Source organism: Streptomyces sp. NPDC104226 (genome assembly GCF_055584085.1).
Genome location: NZ_JBVJMS010000002.1, coordinates 502,105 through 524,659, shown reverse-complemented (window position 1 = coordinate 524,659; position 22,555 = coordinate 502,105). Strand labels below are relative to the sequence as shown.

General features: G+C 73.5%; 21 protein-coding genes. 9 read left to right on the top strand and 12 right to left on the bottom strand.

Annotation, left to right across the window (positions count from 1 at the left end; translation table 11 throughout):
* Positions 1–23: 23 nt before the first annotated feature.
* The 3 genes from ACZ60J_RS07720 to ACZ60J_RS07710 all read left to right on the top strand — a co-directional run bounded on the left by ACZ60J_RS07720 (position 24) and on the right by ACZ60J_RS07710 (position 3,058).
* Positions 24–1,385, top strand: a complete 1,362-nt coding sequence (locus ACZ60J_RS07720) for an FAD-dependent oxidoreductase (protein WP_469679554.1) — start codon at positions 24–26, stop codon at positions 1,383–1,385.
* Between the two features lie 196 nt (positions 1,386–1,581).
* Positions 1,582–2,382, top strand: coding sequence for a molybdopterin-dependent oxidoreductase (locus ACZ60J_RS07715; RefSeq protein WP_469679553.1), 801 nt, complete (start codon positions 1,582–1,584; stop codon positions 2,380–2,382).
* The gene (locus ACZ60J_RS07710) at positions 2,366–3,058 is read left to right on the top strand and encodes a cytochrome b/b6 domain-containing protein (RefSeq protein WP_469679552.1); all 693 of its coding nucleotides are present in this window, start codon (positions 2,366–2,368) and stop codon (positions 3,056–3,058) included. The genes ACZ60J_RS07715 and ACZ60J_RS07710 overlap by 17 nt, the downstream gene beginning before the upstream one ends.
* Here the strand turns inward: ACZ60J_RS07710 and ACZ60J_RS07705 are convergent.
* Positions 3,021–3,494 (bottom strand): MarR family winged helix-turn-helix transcriptional regulator, encoded by a 474-nt coding sequence (locus ACZ60J_RS07705; RefSeq protein WP_250741572.1) that lies wholly within the window; start codon positions 3,492–3,494, stop codon positions 3,021–3,023. The two genes, ACZ60J_RS07710 and ACZ60J_RS07705, sit on opposite strands and share 38 nt — an antisense overlap.
* A 127-nt stretch (positions 3,495–3,621) precedes the next feature.
* Between ACZ60J_RS07705 and ACZ60J_RS07700 the strand changes: the two genes are divergently transcribed.
* Positions 3,622–4,032, top strand: coding sequence for an organic hydroperoxide resistance protein (locus ACZ60J_RS07700; RefSeq protein WP_382742284.1), 411 nt, complete (start codon positions 3,622–3,624; stop codon positions 4,030–4,032).
* A gap of 82 nt (positions 4,033–4,114) precedes the next feature.
* Here the strand turns inward: ACZ60J_RS07700 and alc are convergent, their stop codons facing one another.
* Both alc and ACZ60J_RS07690 read right to left on the bottom strand, forming a co-directional pair.
* Positions 4,115–5,245 (bottom strand): allantoicase, encoded by a 1,131-nt coding sequence (gene alc / locus ACZ60J_RS07695; protein WP_469679550.1) that lies wholly within the window; start codon positions 5,243–5,245, stop codon positions 4,115–4,117.
* Between the two features lie 209 nt (positions 5,246–5,454).
* Positions 5,455–6,219, bottom strand: coding sequence for a dienelactone hydrolase family protein (locus ACZ60J_RS07690; RefSeq protein ID WP_469679548.1), 765 nt, complete (start codon positions 6,217–6,219; stop codon positions 5,455–5,457).
* 115 nt (positions 6,220–6,334) lie between these two features.
* On the opposite strand from ACZ60J_RS07690, the gene ACZ60J_RS07685 reads away from it, so the two are divergent.
* A complete protein-coding gene (locus ACZ60J_RS07685) occupies positions 6,335–7,528 on the top strand; it encodes a cytochrome P450 family protein (protein WP_469679546.1) in 1,194 nt (397 codons plus the stop codon).
* A 26-nt stretch (positions 7,529–7,554) separates the two neighbouring features.
* On the opposite strand, the gene ACZ60J_RS07680 is transcribed toward ACZ60J_RS07685, so the two are convergent.
* Entirely contained in the window at positions 7,555–8,139 is a 585-nt protein-coding gene (locus tag ACZ60J_RS07680; protein WP_469679545.1) for a YdeI/OmpD-associated family protein, read from the bottom strand.
* A gap of 119 nt (positions 8,140–8,258) precedes the next feature.
* Between ACZ60J_RS07680 and ACZ60J_RS07675 the strand changes: the two genes are divergently transcribed.
* Entirely contained in the window at positions 8,259–8,609 is a 351-nt protein-coding gene (locus ACZ60J_RS07675) for a hypothetical protein (protein ID WP_469679543.1), read from the top strand.
* A gap of 39 nt (positions 8,610–8,648) precedes the next feature.
* Here the strand turns inward: ACZ60J_RS07675 and ACZ60J_RS07670 are convergent, their stop codons facing one another.
* The 7 genes from ACZ60J_RS07670 to ACZ60J_RS07640 all read right to left on the bottom strand — a co-directional run bounded on the left by ACZ60J_RS07670 (position 8,649) and on the right by ACZ60J_RS07640 (position 17,683).
* On the bottom strand, positions 8,649–8,834 hold the full coding sequence (locus ACZ60J_RS07670) for a DUF6381 family protein (RefSeq protein ID WP_284717145.1): 186 nt from the start codon (positions 8,832–8,834) through the stop codon (positions 8,649–8,651).
* Positions 8,835–8,932: 98 nt separating this feature from the next.
* Positions 8,933–9,514 carry an HPP family protein gene (locus ACZ60J_RS07665; protein WP_469679541.1) on the bottom strand — a complete coding sequence of 194 codons (582 nt, stop codon included), beginning with the start codon at positions 9,512–9,514 and terminating at the stop codon, positions 8,933–8,935.
* A gap of 146 nt (positions 9,515–9,660) precedes the next feature.
* Entirely contained in the window at positions 9,661–10,461 is an 801-nt protein-coding gene (locus ACZ60J_RS07660; protein WP_469679540.1) for an NPP1 family protein, read from the bottom strand.
* Positions 10,462–10,577: 116 nt separating this feature from the next.
* A complete protein-coding gene (locus ACZ60J_RS07655) occupies positions 10,578–11,792 on the bottom strand; it encodes a serine hydrolase domain-containing protein (protein WP_469680260.1) in 1,215 nt (404 codons plus the stop codon).
* 176 nt (positions 11,793–11,968) lie between these two features.
* Positions 11,969–12,817 carry a C40 family peptidase gene (locus ACZ60J_RS07650; protein WP_469679539.1) on the bottom strand — a complete coding sequence of 283 codons (849 nt, stop codon included), beginning with the start codon at positions 12,815–12,817 and terminating at the stop codon, positions 11,969–11,971.
* Positions 12,818–13,042: 225 nt separating this feature from the next.
* Positions 13,043–17,095 (bottom strand): nSTAND1 domain-containing NTPase, encoded by a 4,053-nt coding sequence (locus ACZ60J_RS07645; protein WP_469679538.1) that lies wholly within the window; start codon positions 17,093–17,095, stop codon positions 13,043–13,045.
* 216 nt (positions 17,096–17,311) lie between these two features.
* Positions 17,312–17,683 (bottom strand): hypothetical protein, encoded by a 372-nt coding sequence (locus ACZ60J_RS07640; RefSeq protein ID WP_266901870.1) that lies wholly within the window; start codon positions 17,681–17,683, stop codon positions 17,312–17,314.
* A 307-nt stretch (positions 17,684–17,990) separates the two neighbouring features.
* On the opposite strand from ACZ60J_RS07640, the gene ACZ60J_RS07635 reads away from it, so the two are divergent.
* Complete coding sequence (locus tag ACZ60J_RS07635) at positions 17,991–19,157, top strand: AI-2E family transporter (protein ID WP_469679536.1); 1,167 nt, start codon at positions 17,991–17,993, stop codon at positions 19,155–19,157.
* Positions 19,158–19,187: 30 nt separating this feature from the next.
* Here ACZ60J_RS07635 and ACZ60J_RS07630 read toward each other — a convergent pair whose 3' ends face one another.
* Positions 19,188–19,769, bottom strand: a complete 582-nt coding sequence (locus ACZ60J_RS07630; RefSeq protein ID WP_469679534.1) for a helix-turn-helix domain-containing protein — start codon at positions 19,767–19,769, stop codon at positions 19,188–19,190.
* A gap of 203 nt (positions 19,770–19,972) precedes the next feature.
* Between ACZ60J_RS07630 and ACZ60J_RS07625 the strand changes: the two genes are divergently transcribed.
* Both ACZ60J_RS07625 and ACZ60J_RS07620 read left to right on the top strand, forming a co-directional pair.
* Entirely contained in the window at positions 19,973–21,103 is a 1,131-nt protein-coding gene (locus ACZ60J_RS07625; protein ID WP_469679532.1) for an aryl-sulfate sulfotransferase, read from the top strand.
* Positions 21,100–22,503 (top strand): uracil-xanthine permease family protein, encoded by a 1,404-nt coding sequence (locus tag ACZ60J_RS07620; RefSeq protein ID WP_469679530.1) that lies wholly within the window; start codon positions 21,100–21,102, stop codon positions 22,501–22,503. The genes ACZ60J_RS07625 and ACZ60J_RS07620 overlap by 4 nt, the downstream gene beginning before the upstream one ends.
* Positions 22,504–22,555 lie beyond the last annotated feature (52 nt).

The window sequence follows — 22,555 nt, the reverse complement described above, 5'->3', positions numbered from 1 at the left end:
CGTCGTTCGAAGGGAACCCAGCCATGCCTCGCCCCCTGCGGGTAGCAATCGTCGGTGCCGGCCCCGCCGGCATCTACGCCGCCGACGCCCTGCTGAAGTCCGAGGCGGCCACCGAGCCGGGTGTGTCCATCGACATCTTCGAACGGATGCCGGCCCCCTTCGGTCTGATCCGCTACGGCGTCGCTCCCGACCACCCCCGCATCAAGGGCATCATCACCGCCCTGCACCAGGTGCTCGACAAGCCGCAGGTCCGCCTCTTCGGCAACGTCGACTACCCGAACGACGTCAGCCTCGACGAGCTGCGCTCCTTCTACGACGCCGTGATCTTCTCCACCGGCGCCACCGCGGACCGCGCGCTCACCATCCCCGGTGTCGACCTCGACGGCTCCTACGGCGCCGCCGACTTCGTCTCCTGGTACGACGGCCACCCCGACGTGCCGCGCACCTGGCCGCTGGAGGCGGAGAAGGTCGCCGTCCTCGGCGTCGGCAACGTCGCCCTCGACGTGGCCCGGATCCTCGCCAAGACCGCGGACGAGCTGCTGTCGACCGAGATCCCGGCGAACGTCTACGACGGCCTCAAGGCGAACAAGGCCCTCGAGGTCCACGTCTTCGGCCGTCGCGGCCCCGCGCAGGCCAAGTTCAGCCCGATGGAGCTGCGCGAGCTGGACCACTCGCCGAACATCGAGGTCATCGTCAACCCCGAGGACATCGAGTACGACGAGGGCTCGATCGCCGAGCGCCGCAAGAACAAGCAGACCGACATGGTCGCCAAGACCCTGGAGAACTGGGCGATCCGCGACATAGGCGAGCGCCCGCACAAGCTCTTCCTGCACTTCTTCGAGTCGCCCACCGAGGTCCTCGGCGAGGACGGCAAGGTCGTGGGCCTGCGCACCGAGCGCACCGAGCTCGACGGCACCGGCAACGTCAAGGGCACCGGCACGTTCACCGACTGGGACGTCCAGTCCGTCTACCGGGCCGTCGGCTACCTCTCCGACGAGCTGCCCAAGCTGCCCTGGGACGTCGACTCCGGCACCGTTCCGGACGAGGCCGGCCGCGTCATCGAGGCCGGCGCGCACCTGGCGTCCACGTACGTCACCGGCTGGATCCGCCGCGGTCCCATCGGCCTCATCGGCCACACCAAGGGCGACGCGAACGAGACGGTCGCCAGCCTGCTCGCCGACCACGCGGCCGGCAACCTGCTGACCCCGGCCGCCCCCGAGCCGGAGGCGGTCGAGACCTTCCTCGCACAGAAGGAGATCCGCTTCACGACGTGGGAGGGCTGGTACAAGCTCGACGCCGCGGAGAAGGCGCTGGGCGAGCCGCAGGGCCGCGAGCGCGTGAAGCTCGTCGAGCGCGAGGACATGCTCAAGGCGAGCGGCGCGTAATCGGGCCCCCGTAGTCCCCGGTCCGGCCGGTCCCGCCGAGTGCGGGCCCGGCCGGACGGCTGTACGGGCGGCAGGCGCGTGAGTGCGTGCGCGCGGTACACCCCGTACACCCCCGTGCACCCGTGCGTCTTACGGAACTCTGACGGGCGGGCGCGGACCCTGGCCGCCGGGACCGGGCAGGTGGTCGAATCGCCACGTGAGCACAGACCGGCACCCCGACCGAGACCAGCGATCCGACCCCGAGCCGGACAGGTCCCCCGCGCCCGCCCCCGGCCCCGCCCCGGACCCCGACGGCCTCGGGGCGCCCGTCGGCCGGCGGCTGGTCCTCGGGATGGTGGGGCTCGGCGCCCTCGGTCTGGTCCTCGCGCCGAAGCTCCAGTCGGGGTTCGACTCCGTGCTGGGCGCGGCCGCGAGCAAGGACCCGACCGGGCTGACCGGACTGCTGCCGGGCGGCGGCGGGTTCCGGTACTACTCGGTCGCCTCCTCGGTGCCCGAACGCGGCCCGGCCGACTACCGGCTGACCGTCGACGGCCTGGTCGAGCGCCCGGCCACGTACACCCTCGACGCGCTGCGCTCCCTGCCGCAGACCCGGATCGTCCGAGACGTCCAGTGCGTGACGGGCTGGCGGGTCCCCGCGACCCCCTTCGAGGGCGTCCCGCTCTTCCGGCTGCTGGACGCGGCCGGGGTGCGCCCCGAGGCCCGCGCGATCCGGTTCACCTGCTTCGACGGCACCTACACCGAGAGCCTCACGCTCCCGCAGGCCCGCCGCGAGGACGTCATGGTCGCCCTGAACATGCAGGACAAGCCGCTCAGCCACGCCCACGGCGGCCCGGTCCGCCTCTACGCGGCGCCCATGTACTTCTACAAGTCGGTGAAATGGCTCTCGGGCATCACGCTCACCCCGGAGGTCCGGCCCGGCTACTGGGAGGAACTCGGCTACGACGTCGACGCCTGGGTCGGCAAGTCGAACGGACGCGACGATGCCCCGACCGTCTGAAGCCCCGGCCGAGCACCCCGCCCGCGTGGGCCGGTTCGGCCCCGCCGTCCGGCTGGTCCACCTGGCCACCGCCATCCTGACGGGCGTCTGCCTGGCGAGCGCGGCCTGCCTCTACCTGCCGCCCCTCGCCGAACTCGTCGGCCGCCGCCACCTGGTGGTCACCGTGCACGAGTGGTCCGGACTGCTGATCCCGGCCCCCGCCCTGCTGGGACTCGGCTCCCGGGCGTTCCGCGGGGACCTGCGTCGGCTGAACCGCTTCGGCCCGCACGACCGCACCTGGCTGCGCTCCGCCCTGCGCCGCGACCACCGGCCGGACGCGCGCCCGGCGGGCAAGTTCAACGCCGGGCAGAAGCTCTACGCGAGCTGGAGTGCCGGGGCCGCCCTCGTGATGCTCGGCACCGGTCTGCTGATGTGGTTCACCGACCTGGCACCGCTGCCCTGGCGGACCGGGGCCACCTTCGTCCACGACTGGCTGGCCCTCGCGACGGCCGTGGCCGTCCTGGGCCACGTCCGGATGGCCGTCGGCGATCCGGAGGCCCGGCGCGGCATGCGCACGGGCTCGGTCGCCGCAGACTGGGCCCGGCGCGAGCACCCCCTGTGGCGCCCGCACGGAACCTCCGCCGCACGGGCCGTACGCCCTACTCCGGCGGAACCGCCGCGTCGAGGGCGGCGGTGAGCCGCCGCAGGCGGTCCTGAAGGTCCTTGACCTCGGAAAGCTCGAATCCGGTCGCGGCCGCGATGCGCCGGGGCACCTCGACGGCTCGCGCGCGCAGGGCCGTACCGGCCTCGGTGGGGCGTACGTGCACGGACCGTTCGTCGGCAGCGCTGCGCTCGCGCACGATCAGACCGGCCGCCTCCAGCCGCTTGAGGAGGGGGGAGAGCGTGCCCGAATCGAGCCGCAGGTGCTGTCCGAGCTGTTTGACCGGCAGCTCCCCGTGCTCCCACAGCACCAGCATCACCAGGTACTGGGGGTAGGTGAGCCCGAGGTCCTTCAGGACGACCCGGTAGAGCCCGCCGAAGGCACGGTTCGCGGCGCCGAGCGCAAAGCAGATCTGGCCGTCGAGGCGCAGGAAGTCCTGGTCGGGGAGGGCGTCGGTCGATTGCTCGGTCATGTGGGCCAGTGTACCCGGGGCGCCGTGTCGGCAACTAAATTGTGCACAACTGAATTGTGTGCCATATTGATGGAGCGAGGCCGCCGGACGGCGGCACCGCCTCCGCCCCTTGAGAGGAACCCCCGAGATGGACGCGATCTACACCGCTGTCGCCACCGCCAACGGCCGCGAAGGCCGCGCCGTCAGCTCCGACGGCCAGATCGACCTGGCGCTGGCGATGCCGCCGGCCCTCGGTGGCAGCGGCCTGGGCACCAACCCCGAGCAGCTCTTCGCGGCCGGGTACGCCGCCTGCTTCGCCAGCGCCCTCGGGCTGGTCGGCCGCCAGGCCAAGGTCGACACCAGCGAGGTCTCGGTGACCGCGGAGGTCTCCATCGGCAAGGACGGCGCGGGCTTCGGGCTGGCCGTCGTCCTGCGCGTGGAACTCCCCGAGGCGCTGATGGGCGAGACCGGCACCCTGCTGGTCAAGCAGGCGCACGAGGTCTGCCCCTACTCCCGGGCCACCCGCGGCAACATCCCCGTCGAGCTCGTCGTCGAGTAGTCCGGGCGTCGAGCAGTCGGGGCGTCCAGGCGTCCGTGGGCGGTGGCTCCGGGTGGGATCCCGGAGCCACCGCCCCTTCTCGTCAGGACTCCGCGCCCGCCGTCCCCGCCGCGCGCGCCGCGCGGGCGGTGAGCGAGGCGGCTCCCGCGTCCGTGAGGCGGCCGTGCAGCCGCAGCCGGGCGAATCCGCCGTCCGGGTAGACGTCGATCCGGGCGTGCGTGGCCAGGACCGGTGCGGCGAGCGGCAGCCGGTGCGGGCTGTCGGGCTCCAGCCGGGTGCGCGGGAGGACCTGCGTCCACGCGCCGTCCACGCCGTCCTTGACGGACAGCGACACCCAGCCGGCCGCGTTCCCCTTCAGGTTCGCGGTGTCCACCTCCACCGCACGGATCTCGCACTGCCCGGCCAGCCGGTACACGATCCAGTCGTTCCCCTTGTCGCGGCGCCGACGCGTCTCCCAGCCGTCGTCCTGCTTCTGCGACAGCCCCGGCATGATCGTGTTCCCCGGGGAGGAGTAGAAGCCGTCCGAGGCCTCCTCCACGACCCCGCCGTTGACCACGCAGGCCATGTCCGCCGTGCCGAGCAGGGCCAGCCATGCGGGATCGGGCAGCACCTCGCCGTGGACCCGCAGGCGTGCGATGCCCCCGTCGGGGTGCTGGTTGATCCGCAGGTGGGTCCAGCGGCGTCCGGACCCGACCGCGAACCCGTTCGCTGCGTGGCCGTACACCGGAGTGCGGGGGACGATCTCCTCCCAGGCGTCCGTCCGGCCGAGGAGTTCGGCCGTCGAGGGCGTCCCCTCGAAGGCGGCCGCCCACACGCTGATCTGCTGCGGGTGGTTGCCCCGGAAGTGTGCGGTGTCGACGACGATCCCGCGGATGATGCCGGGGGAGCCGAGGCGGATCAGCGCCCAGTCGTGATCGGAGTCCGTCGGGAACGGCTCGTCCGCGCCCGCCCCGCGCCGCCGCCGGGTCTCCCAACCGTCCATCACCTTCCCCTTGTTGCCGTAGTCGTGCACGTCGAAGACGGCCGGAGTGCGCAGCAGGAGGTTCTCCCGCTCGGCGAAGAACTCGTCGTTGGCGGCGACGACCCCCGCGCCGAGCCGCCGGTCGGCGAGGTCGGTCAGGTGGGAGAAGTCGAAGGCGGCGCCCCGGTAGTCGGCGTACGGGTCGCCCGACACGTAGGGCGCGGCGGCGAAGTCGGTGGTCGGGATCTGCATGTGCGGAAGCCTGCTTTCCGTTGCGGAGGAAGGGAGTTGGGGCTCGGGGGGATGTCCCGACTCTCGCTCTTCGGCACCGCTCAGGTCCATCGATTGTTTTCGACCGTTCCTTTCAGCAGGACTGAAAGGTGCAGGCGGGTGGATCGGCCGGCCAGGCCATCGGCACCACGAAGCGCCGCGGGCCCGGCAGTGCGCCGGGCCCGCGGGGCTCAGAACGTCCGGTCCAGCAGCGCGAACAGCTCCGACCAGTGCCGCTCGTCCGACGCCGCGTCGTAGGAACTGGTATCGGCCAGGGTGTAGCCGTGCGCGGCGCCCTCGTACACCTCCGCCCGGTGGCGGACACCCGCAGCCGAGAGGGCCTTCGACAGCCGGTCGATCTCCTCGGCCGGCAGCGTCGGGTCCTGGTCCGCGTGGCCGAAGTACAGCTCGGCGGTGACCCGGTGCGCCACCAGGTGCGGGCTGTCCGCCGCGTCCGTGGCCAGGAACCCGCCGTGGAAGCCGGCCGCAGCCGCCACCCGGTCCGGGTACGTCCCCGCCGTGAGCAGGGCCAGCCGGGCCCCCAGGCAGTACCCCGTGATCGCCACCGGCCCGGCGGCGACCTCCGGAAGGCCCTCGAGCCGCTCCAGATAGGACTCGGCGTCGCGCATCGCCAGCTCGGCGGTCAGTGACTGGAGGACCGGCCCGACCCGGTCGAAGAGTTCCGGCTGCCGCCCGAAGTCCACGAACTCCGGAAGCTCGAACACCGGTGCGCGCCCGTGCCGGTAGAAGAGGTTGGGCATCAGGACGACGTGGCCGGCCGCCGCGATCCGGTCCGCCACCGACTTGATGTGCGGACGGATCCCGAGGGCGTTCACGTACAGCAGCACCCCGGGGTACGGTCCGTCCCCGTCGGGCCGGGCCAGATAGGCATCGGCGGCGCCGTCCCGGGTGACGACCTCAACCGTCGTCCGGACTAACTCGTTTGCGGTGGTCATGGCCGTCCCCCTCCGTCGTGTGGCGAAGGCCGCAGACTACCGTGATCGGGCTCTTGCCCCGGAGTGTCCGGAAACCGCCCTCACCCGGCCCCACCAGGGGGCGTACCGTGGTCCGATGCCAGTAATGGACATCAGCGCCAGCGCGGAAGAGTTCGATGCCGACCCGTACGCCTTCTACGAGAGGATGCGTGCGGCGGGGCCCGTCCACCGCATCATCCTCGCCCCCGGCGAGGTCGAACCGAGCTGGATGATCGTCGGGCACGAGGAAGCGCGCCGCGCCCTCAACCACCCGGCCCTGTCCAAGGACTGGCGCACCTCGGGCAACTTCCCGGACGCCCAGCTCAGCGCCGTGAACTCCAACATGCTGGAACTGGATCCGCCCCACCACACGCGGCTGCGGCGCCTGGTCTCGCGGGAGTTCACCGCGCGCCGGATGGAGGGCATGCGCGGGCGCATCCAGGAGATCACCGACGGGCTGCTCGACGCGATGGCCGCCCGGCCGGAGCGCGGCGGAGACCTGATCGACGCGCTGGCGTTCCCGCTCCCGATGACCGTCATCTGCGAGCTGCTCGGCGTTCCCGACCTGGACCGGGCCAGGTTCCGGTACTGGTCCAACGAGATCGTCTCCCCGACCTCGGTCGAAGCGAACAGCACCGCGAGCCGGGAGATGGGCGCCTACCTCGTGGAGCTCATCGGGGCCAAGTCCAAGGAACCCGGCGAGGACCTGCTGAGCGCGCTGATCCGCACCAGCGACGAGGACGGCGACTCCCTCTCCCCCGACGAGGTCATCGGGATGGCCTTCCTGCTGCTCGTCGCGGGCCACGAGACCACCGTCAACCTCATCTCCAACGGCGTACGGGCCCTGCTCGCCCACCCCGGCCAACTGGCCGCCCTGCGCGGGGACATGGACGGGCTGATCGACGGAGCCGTCGAGGAGATGCTCCGCTACGACGGCCCCGTGCAGCACACCACGTACCGCTACGCCCGCGAACCCCTCGACGTGGGCGGCACCGTCATCCCGGCCGGGGCCACCGTGTTCGTCTCCCTGGCCGGCGCCGACCGCGACCCCGCCCGCTTCACGGACCCCGGGGCGTTCGACATCGGCCGCGCCCCGCAGGGCCACCTGGCCTTCGGCCACGGACTCCACTTCTGCCTCGGCGCCCCGCTGGCCCGCATGGAGGGCCGCATCGCCATCCGCTCCCTGCTCGAACGCTTCCCCGACCTGGCCGAGGACCCGCAGCCCGGCCCGCCGGCCTGGCTGCCGGGCACCCTCATGCACGGCGTCAGCCGCCTTCCGCTGCGCTGGTAGCCCCGCCGGGCCGGCCCCGCCCGGGGTCAGCCGGTGGCGCCCCGCGCCAGGAGGCGTACGGCCTGGTCGAGGCGGGCCCGGCGGGTTTCCGGGGTGAGGGCCTGGAGGAGGGGCAGGACGACGAGGTAGCGCCCGGTGCGGTCCAGGGCCTCGAAGGCCGCCCGGGCCGCCGGGTTCTCCGCGAGGGCCGCCGTGACGTCCGGCGGCACTTCCGCCGTCCGCTGGGAGGCGTAGGCCCCCGACCAGCGGCCGTCCTCCTGGGCCTTGCGCACCTCGGCGAGTCCCGGTTCGCGCATCCGGCCCAGGGCCGTCAGCTCGGTCACCTTGGCGACGTTGACCTGCGACCACAGGCTCCGGGGCCTGCGGGGAACGTACTTCTGGAGGTAGGACCGCTCGTCCAGGGACCGGCGCTGACCGGAGATCCAGCCGTAGCACAGCCCGATGTCGACCAGCTCGTCCGAGGAGACCGAGGGGATCCCGGACGCCTTCTTCGCCAGCCTGACCCACACGCCCTCGTGCCGGGTGTGGTGCCCGGCCAGCCACTCCTCGAAGGCCGTGGCATCGGCGAACGCGATGACCTCCACGCCGTCCAGCTCGTTCAGCTCGTCCATGCGGGCCAGGCTAGGCGCCCGCACCCCGGAGCGGAGCGGGTGTCCGGCTGCGGGATAATGATCGCCGGTGCGGGCCCGGTTCGCGCCGGACAGTGCAGCGACCCGAGATGGAGCCCCCGATGGACGTACGCCACTTCGAGCGGATCACCGCCTTCATCGAGGCGCGGCTCACCCCGCTCTTCGCCGAGGAGACGGGCAGCGAGAACGGCTTCGGGATGGACGACACCTCCCGCGCCCTGCGTGCCCTGCGCAACGCGGCGCTGGAGGCCTCGGTGGCCAAGGGCCTCATCGAGCAGCGGGAGGCGGCCGAGCCGGCGGTCCGCCGGGTCATCGACCAGGCGGTGGAGCACCACTGGGACGTGCTGCGCGGCATCGCCCGCCAGTGGGAGGACCACGCCGACTTCGTCCACGCCTTCAAGCACCACGCGTGGGAGCTCGACGAGGCCCCCGCGGCGGCCGCGGCCCCGTAAGTGCCGGCAGGCCCGTAGCCGGGGCCCGGCCCGCGGGCGCTAGCGCAGGTCCATGCCCGGGTCGTCGATGACGCGCTCCTGCTCGCTCTGTTCGCGCAGGCGGCGCGCCTTGTCCCGCAGCCGCCGGCTCTCGTCCGGGTCGGTCGAGCGGGTGGCGGCCTCGTCGAGCTCCTGCGCCTTGTCGCGCAGCTGCCGGGACCGGCCGTGGGATTCGCCTGCACTCATGATCACTCCTGGGCGCTGTGGGGGGACGCCGGGCGGCTTTCAGCGAACCAGCAGTCCACCCGGAGCGCATCTCGAACCACGCCGGCGACCACGTACGGTCACCACCAGTACGCGGGGTAACTCGGAGCCTTGCGCCGCAGGCGGGAGGCCGCGTACCCGGTCAGGACGATCAGGACGGCCGATCCGAACAGCAACGGCACGAACCGGGCCGCCACCGGGGCCTGGAGCACGACCACCACGGCGGTGGCGCAGGCGGGTGAATGCGGGGTGCGCGCGGCCATGACCAGCGCCAGCGTGAGACCCGCGGCCACGGCGGCCCCCCAGGCACTGCTCCCGGCCGCGGCCAGCACCCCGTAGCCGACGGCCGCCCCGACCATGTGGCCGATGATCACCCCGCGGGGCTGCGCGAGCGGCAGCGTGGGCGCGCTGTGCACGAGGGCGGCGCTGGCGGCCAGCGGCGGTATGAGGATCGGCTCGTGGAGCATGGCTCCGATCGCCACGAGCCACAGCAGGACCGCCGTGGCGGCGCCGATGCTGTGGAGCGCGGCGGCGGCCGTGGGCCGGGCCGGGGCCCGGCCGCCGATCGTCCGGCGGCGGGGCGGTTCGGGGGCGGAGGATCCGGGCGAGTCCGGAGATCCGGGGGAGTCGCCGGGTGAGGCGGGGTGGAGTGCGGTACTCATCGAGGCAGGTTTCCGGGCAGGGCTGCCGCCGGGCGGTCGGCGGCCGGGCAGGGGCGGAGCGGGGCGGCGGTGCGGCGCGTTCCCGCCATGACCCTATCCGGCCCCCTTCCGGCCCCGGCCTGCGGGTCCCGCGGCCGTGACGCCCGTCACGCGTTGGGATCGAAGGGGATCCCGGCCGGCTTGGCCTTGGCCAGGTGGCCGTTGAACTGACCGTCCTTGATGCCGAGCAGGGCGCTGCCGAAATCGGCCTGGCTCAGCTTGTCGCGCAGCCCGGCCGGGTAGCCGTTCCAGCCGACCAGCGCCGGGTACTGCCAGGTCCCCTTGTGGTTCTCCGGCGGCTCGTCGCCCGAGTTCGCGGCACGGAAGCAGTGCGTGCTGATGCCGTCCTTGTGGTAGACGATCTTCGGATGGGTGCCGTCGAAGCGGATCTGCGAGGCGGCGTGGACCTTGAAGTTCCCGTGTTCCGACGTGGAGACGTAGGCGACCTGGTTGTTCTGGATCCACACCACGACGTGCTCCCAGTCGTGCCGGTGCCCGGCGCTGCCGGGACCGAGCGAGACCTGGTCCTTCTCGAAGTAGAGGGCGTACATGACGGCGCACCAGCCGTTGTTGCACTTCGCGCGGGAGTAGCCGTTGGTGTTGTTCAGGTCGGAGAGGTCACGGCATTGGCCGTTGACGTCGCCGCCCATCTTCAGGCCCCCGTTGAGGGTGCCGTCCGGACCGATGGCGGGGCTGGAGTAGCAGCCGTCGCGGTCGTAGTCGTAGGCCGGCTGGAAGGTCTGCTCCAGCCCGTCCGCGTTGGCGGGCAGGGCCTGCGGGGGAGCCGCGTACGCGACCGCGGGGACCGCGAGGACCAGCGTCGCGGCCCCCGCCGCGGCGGCGAGCATCCTGCGGGTCCGCCGGCCCGGCCCCCTGCGGGAACGCTTCACGGGCGGTGCGTCGGCCATCGTGTCCTCCTCATCGGTCACACGGGCAACACCCGTGCGGGAATGCGGAGTTCAGCTTTCCCGGTGCCCGCTCCCACGCCAAGGGGTGGGAGCGGGCCCGTGTCCGGGAATCGACGTCAGCGGTTCTCGGGGAGGTCCGCCTCCGCCGCGGCCGGAGCGAACGCGAAACCACGCGCGGTGGTCTTCGCGGCGACCGGCGCCTTACCGCAGAAGGCGGCCTCCAGCGTGCCGCCGAGGGCCGTGTTGGCCTGGCCCCGGTTGGAGGTGTTCGCCATGGCGGACAGGGAGCGCTTGCCGTCCCGGGTGGTGAACGCGTAGGTGTAGAAGCCCTGCACGGTGCCCGTGTGCCCGTAGACCTGCGCACCGCACGAGAGGTCGTACCGGCGCAGGCCCAGCCCGTAGAACCGGGTGTTCGTCGCGTCGGTCGGGGTCACGGTGAGCATGGCGTCCAGCGTGCCCGGACGCAGCAGCTTGCCACCGAGCAGGGAGGACATGAAGGTGCTGAGGTCGGCCGCGTTGGAGATCATCGCACCCGCGGACTGCGCCCAGGAGACGGTCTGTTCGGTGGAGTCGACCAGCGGGGCGCCGGCCTCGTCCGGGTGCAGGTACCCGTTGGCGTGCAGACCCTTGATGGTCGTGCCGGGGTGCACGTATGAGGTGTTCTTCAGCTTGAGGGGCTTGATGATGCGCCGCTCGTACTCCTTGGCCACCGGCTTCCCGGTGGCCTTTTCGATCAGCATCCCCACCACGACGAAGTTGGTGTTCGAGTACTTGTACGCCACCCCGGGCTCGGTGGTCCTCGGCTCGGCGAGCGAGAGCCCGACGAGCTCCTTGTACGTGAACACCTTGTTCCGGACCGCCTCGAAGCCGGGCACGGTGTGCTCGAACATCGCGTTCGTGTAGTCCGCCAGACCGCTCCGGTGGGTGAGCAGGTGGCGCACCGTGATCCGGTCGTCGGGCAGCAGGCCCGGGAGGTACGTGTTGACCGGCCGGTCGAGCTCGATCTTGCCCTCGTCCACCAGCTGGAGGAGGACGACCGAGGAGAACGTCTTGGTGACGCTGCCGATCCGGAAGCGGGCCCGCGTGTCCATGGCCGCGCCCGTCTCCCGGTCCCGTACGCCCTCCACCCGGGACAGGACCCCGTCCGGACCGGTGAAGCGGGCCATCGCTCCGGGGGCCCCGGCCGCCGTCGTATTGCGCAACGCCTGCGCCAGCGCCTCCAGATCGGGCGCGGCGGTCGGCTGGACGGAAGCCTGCGCGGCGGAGCCGGGCACGGTCGCCGCGTGGGCGGCGGTGGCGGGCAGCGTACCGCCGGCCACGACGGCGAGCAGGGCGGCGCCGACGGCCAGGCGCTGCGAGCGGGAGAAGGGCGCCGGGGACGACGGGGAAGAGGGGGAAGGCAGGGTCGACGGGGACGACGGGGACGTGGACGTGCGCACGTTGCTCCTCGGATGGGCCGGGTCGGCCGGCTTGGGGGGTTGTGGTTCGATTCCGACCTTACGGATGATCAACGACAGGTGGGGACGTTTTCCAGCCAAGCCGCCCCGCGCACGTAAATGTTCGTCATCCATGCCTGATAGTCCGGAAGATACGACCAGGCGTCATTGGTGTATCCGTCCGAGGTCACCGACTCCGCGTGCTTCTGGCACGCGACGCGGACGGTCGTCGGACCGGGGAACGCGTAGACGCGCGCGGACGCCGTCGCCGGCTGCTCCTTGGTCCAGACACCGGAGCCCCAGGTCTGGAACACGTGCCCGGTGACCGGGCCGGTGTCCACCCGCACCGCCCCGTAATAGCCGTTCGACAGCCGCGCCTCGGTGACCTCGCTGACCATCAGCTTGGTGCCCGACTGCCGGGCCTCCGCCATCCTGCCCGCCCCGAGGTAGAGGGCGATGTGGTGCAGGTCGCGGGAGGTGCCCCACACCAGCAGGTCGCCGGGGAGCAGCGGCGCGAGACCCTGCGCGGCCGTGAAGCGCGTGGCCGCGCGGTGCGTGTAGTACTGGGCACTGGCCACCCCGTCGAGCAGGTCCGAGCCGGCAGCCTGCGCGTAGGCGTAGCGGACGAACCCCGAGCAGTCGAAGCCGAGCCGTTCGGGATCGTGCTCGCTCGCCGGATCGGTGGGGTCCACCTGCCCGTACGTGGCACCGGGCCCCGGGCCGTGACCACCGCCCCAGGTGTACCAGACCCCCTTTCCCACCTGTTCGCAGGCCGCGGCGACGGCGCGCTCGGCCGCCGCCGAGGCCCCGGGGGCCAGCACCCGGCAGCCGTCGTCGGCGGCTGCCGGGCCGGCCGGGGTGGAGAGGAGCACGGTCAGGAGTGCGAGGAGCGTTCCGATGAGACCTGTTCGGCGCAGCACGGTGGGAGACCTCGTTTCACGCGGCGGGGTGGGGTTGAAGCACGGCCGTCCGAACGGCACTTGGCCGCCGGCTCCGGATCCGGATCCGTGGACCAGCCTGTCGCCCCCCGCCGCGCCCCGTCGAGGTCCGGACGCGGCACCACCCGAACGGGCAACGGGAAACCCCCGAGGAAACCCCGGACGGGTTAGGGCGCGTCTCCCGGATCAGGCCGGGACCCAGGAGCCCTAGCAGGAGCGCGAGGCCCGCGCGGGCAGGCCCGGCACCAGTGCCTGCCGCTCCCGCGGTCCGAGGCGGCCCACCGTCCGGCAGATGTCCGCGAGCCGGGCGCCGGGATCCGGGTTCCACAGCCGTACGGTGCCGTCGTTGCTGCTGCTCGCCAGGGTCCGCCCGTCGGGGGAGAAGACGACCCCCCACACCGCGTTGGTGTGGCCCGACAGCACGGCCCGGAGCCGGTGCCCGGGCACGTCCCACAACCGCACCGTACGGTCGTTGCCGCTGCTCGCCAGGGTCTGCCCGTCGGGGGAGAAGGCGATGCCCCGCGCCGAGCCGGTGTGCCCCGTCAGCACCGCGGTGACGCGCCGCTGCTCGGCGTCCCACAGCCGTACGGTGCCGTCGTTGCCGCTGCTGGCCAGGGTCCGCCCGTCCGGGCCGAACGCGACGGCCCGGACCGCTCCCGCGTGCCCGCTGAGGGCGGCCAGCGGGCGGCGCCCGGCGACGTCCCACAGCCGGACGGTCAGATCGTCCCCGGCGCTGGCCAGGGTCCGTCCGTCGGGGCTGAAGACCACGTCGTTGGCGAAGTCGGTGTGTCCGGTGAGGATGGCGAGCGGACTGCGCGCCGCGGTGTCCCAGAGGCGTACGGTGCCGTCGGCGCCGGCCGAGGCGAAAGTCCGTCCGTCGGGGGCGAAGGCCACCGAGAACACGGTCCCGGTGTGCCCGGTGAGGGTGGCGAGCGGAGCGCGCGTCGCGGTGTCCCAGAGGCGTACGGTGCCGTCGGCGCCGGCCGAGGCGAGGGTGCGCCCGTCGGGGGCGAAGGCCACCGAGAACACCGTCTCGGCGTGCCCCGTGAAAGTGGCCAGAATCCGCCGTTCGGGCACGTCCCACAGCCGCACCGTGTGCGCCGCGTCGGCCGTGGCGAGGAGCTTCCCGTCGGGGCTGTACGCGGCGTGCCACACCTCGGTGAACGGACGCGCCGTCAGCACCGGCCCCCGCAGGTCCCAGACCACGACGGACTGGTCGAACGCGGCGGTGGCCAGCACCGATCCCGTCGGGTCCACGGAGACGGCCAGCACGTAGTCGGTGTGCCCGGCCAGGGTCGCCGTGAGCCGGGCGCCCTTGACGTCCCACAGGCGGGTGGTGCCGTCGCCGCCCCCGCTGATGACGGTGGTGCCGTCCGGCGTGTAGGCCACGGAGTTGACGTCGTCGCTGTGCCCGGCCAGCGTCGCGGTCGCGCGCCGCCCGTCGACGTCCCACAGCCGCACCGTACGGTCGACCCCGCCGGTGGCGACCGTACGCCCGTCCGGCGCGAAGGCCGCGCCCAGCACCTCCCCGGTGTGCCCCTCCAGAACGGCGGCCTGCTCCGCCCGCCGCGTGTCCCACAGTCGTACGGTCCCGTCGGCCCCGGCCGATACGAGGCTCCGGCCGTCCGGGGCGTAGGCCAGGGAGTTGACCCGCGCGGTGTGCCCGGTCAGGACGGCCCGCTCGCGGTGGTCCCCGGCGGTGTCCCGCACCTGGATGGTCCCGTCGGCGGTGGCCACGGCCAGGCTGCCGCCGTCGGGGGCGAAGGCCACCGCCCGGGCACCCGCCGTACTCGCAGGCAGCACCGACACCGGGCCGCCGGAACCGCCGCCGCCGAGGGGCCAGAGCCGGACCGGCCCGTCGGTGGAACCGGCCGCCAGGGTCCGCCCGTCGGGGCTGAAGGCGACGGTGCGCACCCGGCCGGGCGCGGTGAAAGCGGCGACCGTGCTCCGGTCGGCCACTTGCCGCAGCAGCACCTTCCCGTCGGAGCCGGCGGTCGCCAGCAGCCGGCCGTCGGGTGCGAAGGCCACCGCGTTGACCGGCCCGCCGTGCCCGCCGAGCCGCGCCAGGAAGGGCTGGGACTGGGTGCTGAGCAGGGCGCCGCGCGCCTCCGGGGTCGCCTCGGCCCGGTAGGCCTCCTCGGCGAGCAGCATGGAGGCCTCGGGCTGCCCGGCGGACAGGGACAGCGACCGGGCGGCCAGGGCCTGGGAACGGGCGGTCCGCTCCTGCCCGAGCGCCCCCGCCCGCTGTTGGTACGCCACCGCGCCGGCGGTCAGCGCCAGCAGGAGCAGGACGACGAGGGTGGCCAGCATCCGCTGGTGCAGGCGGACCCGGAGCCGGTCCTGCCGGTGGCGGGCCTCCTGCGCGGCCCGGCTCGCGTCGAGGAAGGCGGCCTCCCGGGTGCCCAGCCGGCTGCGGCCGTCCAGCTCGTCGGCCCAGGTGCGGGCGGTGGCGAGGCGGCTGCCGCGGTACAGCACGGACGGGTCGCGGCCCTCGCGGACCCATTCGTCGGCGGCCTGGGCCAGTTGCTGGTGGACGAGCAGCCCGGCCCGGTCGGCGTGGATCCAGCCGCGCAGCCGCGGCCAGGCGTGCAGCAGGGCCTCGTGGGTGATCTCGACGGTGTCGCTGTCGGCGCTGATCAGCCGGGCCCGGACGAAGGCGTCCAGGGCGGCCGCGGCCCGCGCGGAGTCCGCCTGTCCTTCCAGCAGGGTGGTGCGGCTCATGCGGCGCCGGGTCGGGCCCGTTCCGTCGGCGATGTGCACCAGCCGGACGAGGAGCCGCCGGACCATCCGCTGCTCGGCCGGATACAGGCGGGCGAACACCTGCTCGGCACTGCGCGCCACGGCACCCTGGATGCCACCGGCGTACGCGTACCCGGCGACGGTGAGTGTGGATCCCTCGCGCCGCTGCCAGGTGGCCATCAGCGCGTGGGACATCAGGGGCAGGGCGCTGGACGGAGCCTCACCCGGCCAGGCGTCCGGGCCGCCCCCGGGGCGCGCCGCGGGGTCCTCGGCGCCGGGGTCCCCCGCAGCGGAATCCCCCGCACCGGGGTCCCGTACGCCCGCGTCCCGCAGCAGCAGCGGGACCAGTCCCGGCTCCAGCACGAGTCCGGCGAGCTCCGCCGGGCGCGTGATCGACTCCCGCAGCTCGGCCACGGACATCGGGGGCAGGACGAACAGCCCGTCGCTGAACACGGCGGCCAGCTCCGGCAGGTCCAGGCACTCCCCGGAGAAGTCGGCCCGCACACCGAGCACGACGACGGCGGGGTCGTACGCACCACCGGGCGCGGGCGCGGGCGCGGGCTCGGGTGTGGGCGTGGGCATCGGGTCGGGCGCCGCGGTCGGGGGAGCGGTGGACAGGGCGAGGAGCACGCTGACGAAGGCGCGACGCTCCTCCTCGTCGGAGCAGAGGGTGAACAGCTCTTCGAACTGGTCGACCAGCAACACCGGCCGCACGGTCGCAGGCCGGAGCCCGTCCGCCGCTGGGAGGGGGCCGGTCGGCGAGGCGGTCCCGCCCGCCAGCCGGTGGACGGATTCGAGCAACCGTTCCGGGTGGCGGCTCAGTTGCTCCGGGGTGACGCCGAGCTCGCCCCCCACCGCCCTGACGGTGGCTTCGAGCAGCTCACGCAGCGGGTGTGCGGTGGGGGTGAACCGGACGACCGGCCAGCCGTCGGCCCCCGCCACGGGCAGGCCGCCGCGCCGCAGGGCCGGTACCAGACCCGCACTGAGCAGGGAGGACTTGCCGGCGCCCGACCGGGCGACGAGGAGCAACGGGCCGTGCCCGAGCCGGTCGTGGACCCGCTCGACGAGGGCGGCCGTGGCCCGCTCCCGGCCGAAGAACCACCGGGAATCCTGCGGGGTGAACGCGGACAGGCCACGGTAGGGGCATGCGCCGTCCGACTGCGGACCGCGCTGGTGGGGCGGACCGGGGGCGCCTGGAGGGTGGGAGGGGCCGGGCCGGTGGGCCTGCTCGTCGCGGGATCCGGCCGCCGGGTGCCCGGATTCGTCGTGCTCCGGGCGCTCCGGTACCAGCCGCAGGAGTTCGCCCCCGGCTTCGAGGGCCCGGTCGCAGCTGCGGGCGACATCGAGGGTGACCGGCTTCGCACCGGTCTCGATCTTGCTGAGGTAGCCCTTGCTGTAGTGCGTTCGCCGGGCGAGGTCGCCGAGCGACAGGCCGCGCTGCACGCGCAGCCTTCTCAACTGGGCGGGAAAGGCCGCCGTGGTCCCGCTCGTGCGGTCCGGATCCCCCAAGACGACCCCCATGGCAATGTGCGCCCAGGCTGTGAGAGGCAGGTGCCCAGGCTATCGCGGGGGTCGGACGGCGGACCGGCCGTCCGTGCGGTGTGGCGGCAAACGCAGGCGTTCCGGAGCCCGGCCGGCTGCCGGGTTCCGGAACGCGTGTGTGCATGTCGAAAAGGTGGACGATCTGTTGGTGGGCTGTCGTCAGGCCGACGGCCTGACGGACGGGCCCGTTCGCCGCTAGCGGTTGAGGGTGATCGAGTTGATCGGCCCGAGGTCGGCGTAGACCCCGGTGCCCTGGGCGATGGGGTTGCCGCAGTTGACCCCGTTGGAGCCGGCGCACAGACGTGCGGTGGCCCCGCCGTACTGGTTGTTGAGGACCCAGTGGTTGCCGTACTGGTTGGTGAGGTTGTGCGCCCCGTAGCTGTAGAAGACGTGGCTCGGGCTGACGGCGGGGTTCTGGTTCTGCGGGTAGATGCAGACCGCCCCGTCCGGGCAGCCGGCCCACGTGTCGGCCGGCTGCGCGCCGGACGCTCCGGCGGCTCCGCTCAGTGCGACGACGGCGGCCGCGGCGGTGGCGAACGCGGCGGCGCCGCGGATCATCTTGCGCATGGTGTCCCCTCGGGTCTTGCTCCGTGCTGACACCAAGAGCCTGTCCCCGGCGGGCACCGGGGTCGACGGGTTTCCCGTCGCCCGTCGGCCGCCCGGTCCGGGAAACCCCCTGTGACCAGCGAACCAGCCCGAGCAGGGGCAACACCCGGGCCTGCGCCTCCGCCCCCTTAGGCCCAATCGGCTCCTTCGGCTCCTTCGGCCCAACGGTGATGAGGCCTTCGGGCGAACCCGCTGCGCGGCGCACGGGGCGGCCGCGGCCGGGGTGATAGCCCGAGGGGACCAACACACCCCGGAGGTGCGGCCGCACATGACCAGGCGACTCGTGACGCGGCCCGCCCGACGGCTGCCGCCCGGCGGCCGCCCCCGCGGCGCAGGCCGGACGGGCCGGGACCGCACGCCGGCCGGTGCGGAACACCGGGCAGCCGGACGGGCGGCGATCCCGGTGGCCCCGGGCCTGCGGACGGCGGCCGGATACGCCTGGCGCCTGCTCGTCGTCGGCGCGGCGGCGTACGCGGTGTTCGCCGTCCTGGGACGGTTCCACGAGATCGCCCTGGCCCTCTTCCTCGGCCTGGTCGCGGCGGCCATGCTGCGGCCGCCCGCCGGGCTGCTGGCCCGGGTGATGCCCCGCGGGCTCGCCGTGGCCTGCGCGCTGATCGGCAGCCTGATCCTGGTGCTCGGCGCCCTCGCGCTGGTCGGCGAGGCCGTCGCGGGGGAATGGCCCACGCTGGTGCGCGAGTTCCGCGACGGGCTGGGCCGGATCCAGAGCTGGCTCCAGGGGCCGCCGTTCCGGCTCGACGCGCACGCCCTCGACGATGTCCAGTCGAAGATCGGCGACTACCTTTCGAGCCACCGCTCCACCCTGCTGAGTACGGCGCTCAGCGGTGCGGGACGGGTCGTGGCGGTGTTCACCGTGGCGGCCCTCGGGCTGTTCTGCTCGGTCTTCTTCACCTACTCGGGCGACCGGCAGTGGAACTGGTTCTGCGACCAACTGCCCGGCGGCGCACGGGAGCGGGTGTCCGTGGCCGGAGGGGCCGCGTGGCGGACCTTCACGGGCTACACCCATGGCATCGTGCTCGTGGCCGCGACCAACGCGATCCTCGTGGGCATCGCGCTCTACCTGCTCGGCGTTCCGCTGGCCGTCCCGCTCGCCCTGCTGGAGTTCGTCGCCGCCTTCGTCCCGCTCATCGGGTCCCCGGTCGCCCTGGGCGTGGCCGCGGTCGTCGCCCTCGCCACCCAGGGGCCGCTGGTGGCGGCCCTGGTGGTTGCGCTCATCGTGGTGATCGGCCAGATCGAGGGGCACCTGCTGCACCCCCTCGTGATGAGCTGGGCGGTGCGCCTGCACCCGATGGTGGTGGCCCTGTCCGTGGTCGCGGGAGCCATCGCCGCCGGGATCGTGGGGGCCGTGGTGGCGGTGCCCCTGGTCTCGGTGGCCTGGTCCGTCCACCAGGCCCTGCGCAAGGTGCGCACGGGCTGAGGCGGCGGGGCCGCCCAGGCCCCCGCCGCCTCAGCCGAGGGGGTCCACGACGGCCTCGACGTGATCGGCGACGGCCACGAGCAGCACCCGCGTACCCGCCTCCAGGGCCCGCCAGCGGTGCTCCACCCCGCCGGTCAGGTACACCGTGTCGCCCCGGCCCAGGCGGTGGGTCCGCCCGTCCGCCTCCACCTCGGCGGCGCCGTCCGCGACGTACATCAACTCGTCGTTGCGGTGCCGGAACGCGCGCTCGGCGTCGTGGTCCCCGGTGAACTCCAGCGCGTGCATCTGGTGCTGGCCGCGTACGAGCGGACGGACCCGGGCCGTCGGATCCGGCCCGGAGACATCGAGCCCGGGGTCGGCGTCGGCCCGCACGATGTCCACGCGGCGCGGGGTCTCACCTGCGGCCAGCAGCTGCACGGCCGTGGTGTCCAGGGCGTCGGCCACCCGCTGGAGCGACCGCATGCTGGGGCGGGCCCGGTCGTTCTCGATCTGGCTGAGGAAGGGCGAGGACAGCCCGCTGCGCGTGGCCACCTCGGCGAGGGTCAGGTCCAGCGCCCTGCGCCGCCTGCGGATGCCCGCACCGATCCTCCGCTCGGACGTCTCGTCTTCCATCTGGCCGCCCACCCCGCTCGTTCCGCTCCACTGACGATCATCTTCCCGCACCCCGTCGCGGGCTTCGCACTCCCTTCACAGTGCGGCAACAATGCGCCGCTAACTTCAAAGGAGCTTGCTCGCATCAAAGAAAGTTTCACAGCGCGGAGCGTGCCGGCTCGGCCGCGCCCCCACCCGCCCCACCCCTCCAGGAGGACACCCGCATGCCCCCGGTCGACCAGAACTTCCGCCGCCGCCGCGGCACCGGTCTCATCGCCCTCGACCCCGCCGCCTCGGAAGGCGGGTACACCCTCTTCGCCCCGCTCACCGGCACCGGCGAGGTGTACCTGATCGACATCCACGGCCAGGTGGTCCACGAGTGGCGGCTGCCCTACCGCCCCGGCCGGCACGCCCGGATCCTCGACAACGGCAACCTCGCCTACAGCGGCGTCCTCCCCGGCGAGGAGGCGCTCTTCCCGATGTGGCACAAGTACCGCGGCGGCGTGATGCTCGAAGCCACCCCGGACGGCACCGTCCTGCACGAGCACCGCGATCCGCTCCAGCACCACGACGCCCACCACCTCGGCGGCGGCCGCGTGCTCTACACCGCGCTCGAACCGCTGCGGGGCGCCGACGCGGAGGGCGTGCTCGGGGGAGTGCCCGGTTCGGAGGCGGCCGACGGCACGGTGTGGGCCGACACCATCACCGAGGTCGACGCCGACGGCTCCGTACGCTGGTCGTGGAGCGCGGCCGAACACCTCGACCGGGCCGAGTACGCCCTGCACCCCGACTATGCCCGCGAACACTGGCCGCTCATCAACAGCGTCGTACCGCTGGCCGACGGGAACGTCCTCGCCAGCCTCCGCAGCGTCTCCGCCGTCGTCGTCATCAGCCGGGAGACCGGCGAGATCCTCTGGCGCACGGAGCCCGGAGTCGTCTCGCAGCAGCACGCGCCCACCGAACTCGCCGACGGCAGGGTGCTGGTGTTCGACAACGGCGTCTTCCGTCCCGGATCGGACGTCCCCTACTCCCGGGTCATCGAGGTCGAGCGCGCCTCGGGCAAGGTCGTCTGGGAGTACCACGACCCAGCCCGCGAGGCCTTCTTCGCCCCGTTCATGGGCAGCGCCCAGCGCCTCGCCGGCGGCAACACCCTCGTCACCGACTCCCCGTCCGGCCGCCTCTTCGAGGTGACCCCCGAGGGCTACCTCTGCTGGGAGTACGTCGTCCCCCACTTCGGCGCCTACCGGGAGTCCGAGGTCCGCGGCCTGTTCCCGTCCGAACCCGACGCGGTCTTCCGCGCCTACCGGTACACCGCGGAAGAGCTGCCCTGGCTGAACAGAGAGGCCGCCCGATGAGCACCGCCTCCGCGAAGACGGCGAAGACGGCGAAGGAAGCGAAGACCGCGGCCCCGGTGAGCCCGGTGGACGAGCGGCTGCCGCTGAGCCGGCTGGCCCCGCTGTCCGCGCAGCACGTCCTGGCCATGGTGGCCGCGCCCGTCTCCACCACGTTCCTGACCGGCCAGGCCCTCGGCCTCGGCGCCGCGCACACCGCCTCCCTGCTCAGCGCCACCCTCGTGCTCTGCGGCGCCGGCACCCTGCTCCAGTCCCTCGGGGTGTGGCGGTTCGGGGCCCGGCTGCCGTTCGTCATGCTCCCCGGCGGGGCGGCCACCGCGCTCTTCCTGCAGATAGCCAAGGACCACGGCCCCGCGACCGCGACCGGCTCGGTGCTCCTCGCCGCGGCGCTGCTCTTCGCCGTACTGCCCTTCTACGCGAAGGTCGTCCGGCTCTTCCCGCCCCTGGTCATGGGCACCACCGTGCTGCTCATCGGGATCGCGATGATCCGGGTCGCCGCCCAGCTGGTCACCGGCCGCCCCGGGAGTCCCGGGTACGCCGCGCCCTCGGCCGCCGTGCTGGCCGCCGCCACCATCGGCTGCACCGTGCTGTTCCTGCTGGTGCTGCGCGGGATCTGGCGGCAGACCGCCGTGCTCCTCGGCATGGGTGCGGGCACCCTCATCGCGCTCACGACGGGCCTCGGCCACCTCGCGCCCGTGGGCGGAGCCGGCGGGGGACTGACCCTCCCGCACCTCCTGCCGTACGGCGCACCGCACTTCGACGTGCTCGCCGCGCTGCCCCTCCTCGTCTTCAGCCTGACCACCCTCGCGGAGATCACCGGGCAGACCGTCCTGAACAGCGAGACCGTCGGCCGCGCGGGCGACCCCGGACGCGACGTGCCCCGCGTGGCCCGGGCCGACGCGCTGGTCTCGGTGTTCGGCGGACTGTTCGGCACCTCGCTGATGGTCACGAGCGCCGAGAACATCGGCATCGGACGGCTCACCGGGGTCCGCAGCCGCTTCGTGACCGCCGGCGCGGGAGTGCTGCTCGTCGCCGTCGGCCTGCTGGCACCCGTGTCCCGGCTGATCGCCGCGGTCCCCGCACCCGTCGTGGGCGGATCCGCCCTGGTGATCTACGGGATCATCGCGGTGATGGGCGTCGACATGCTCGGGCGGACCGCGCCCGGCGCCGGCGGGGGCTCCACCGTGATCGCGCTGGCCCTCACCGCCGGACTGCTGCCGGTGGTGGCCCCCGACCTCTACCAGGGGTTCCCCACCTGGGCCCGGACCGTCCTCGGCAGCGGGGTGGTGGCGGGCACGCTCGCCGCGGTCCTGCTCCACGCCCTCTTCCGTGCCGTCGGCAGCGCCGAGCCGCCGGGCCGGACCGGGCACGAGGAGCGGCCCGCGGACCGGCCCGCGGACTGACGGCGGCGCTCCGCCCGGCCGACGGATATCCTCGCGCGGCGAAGGCGGATGC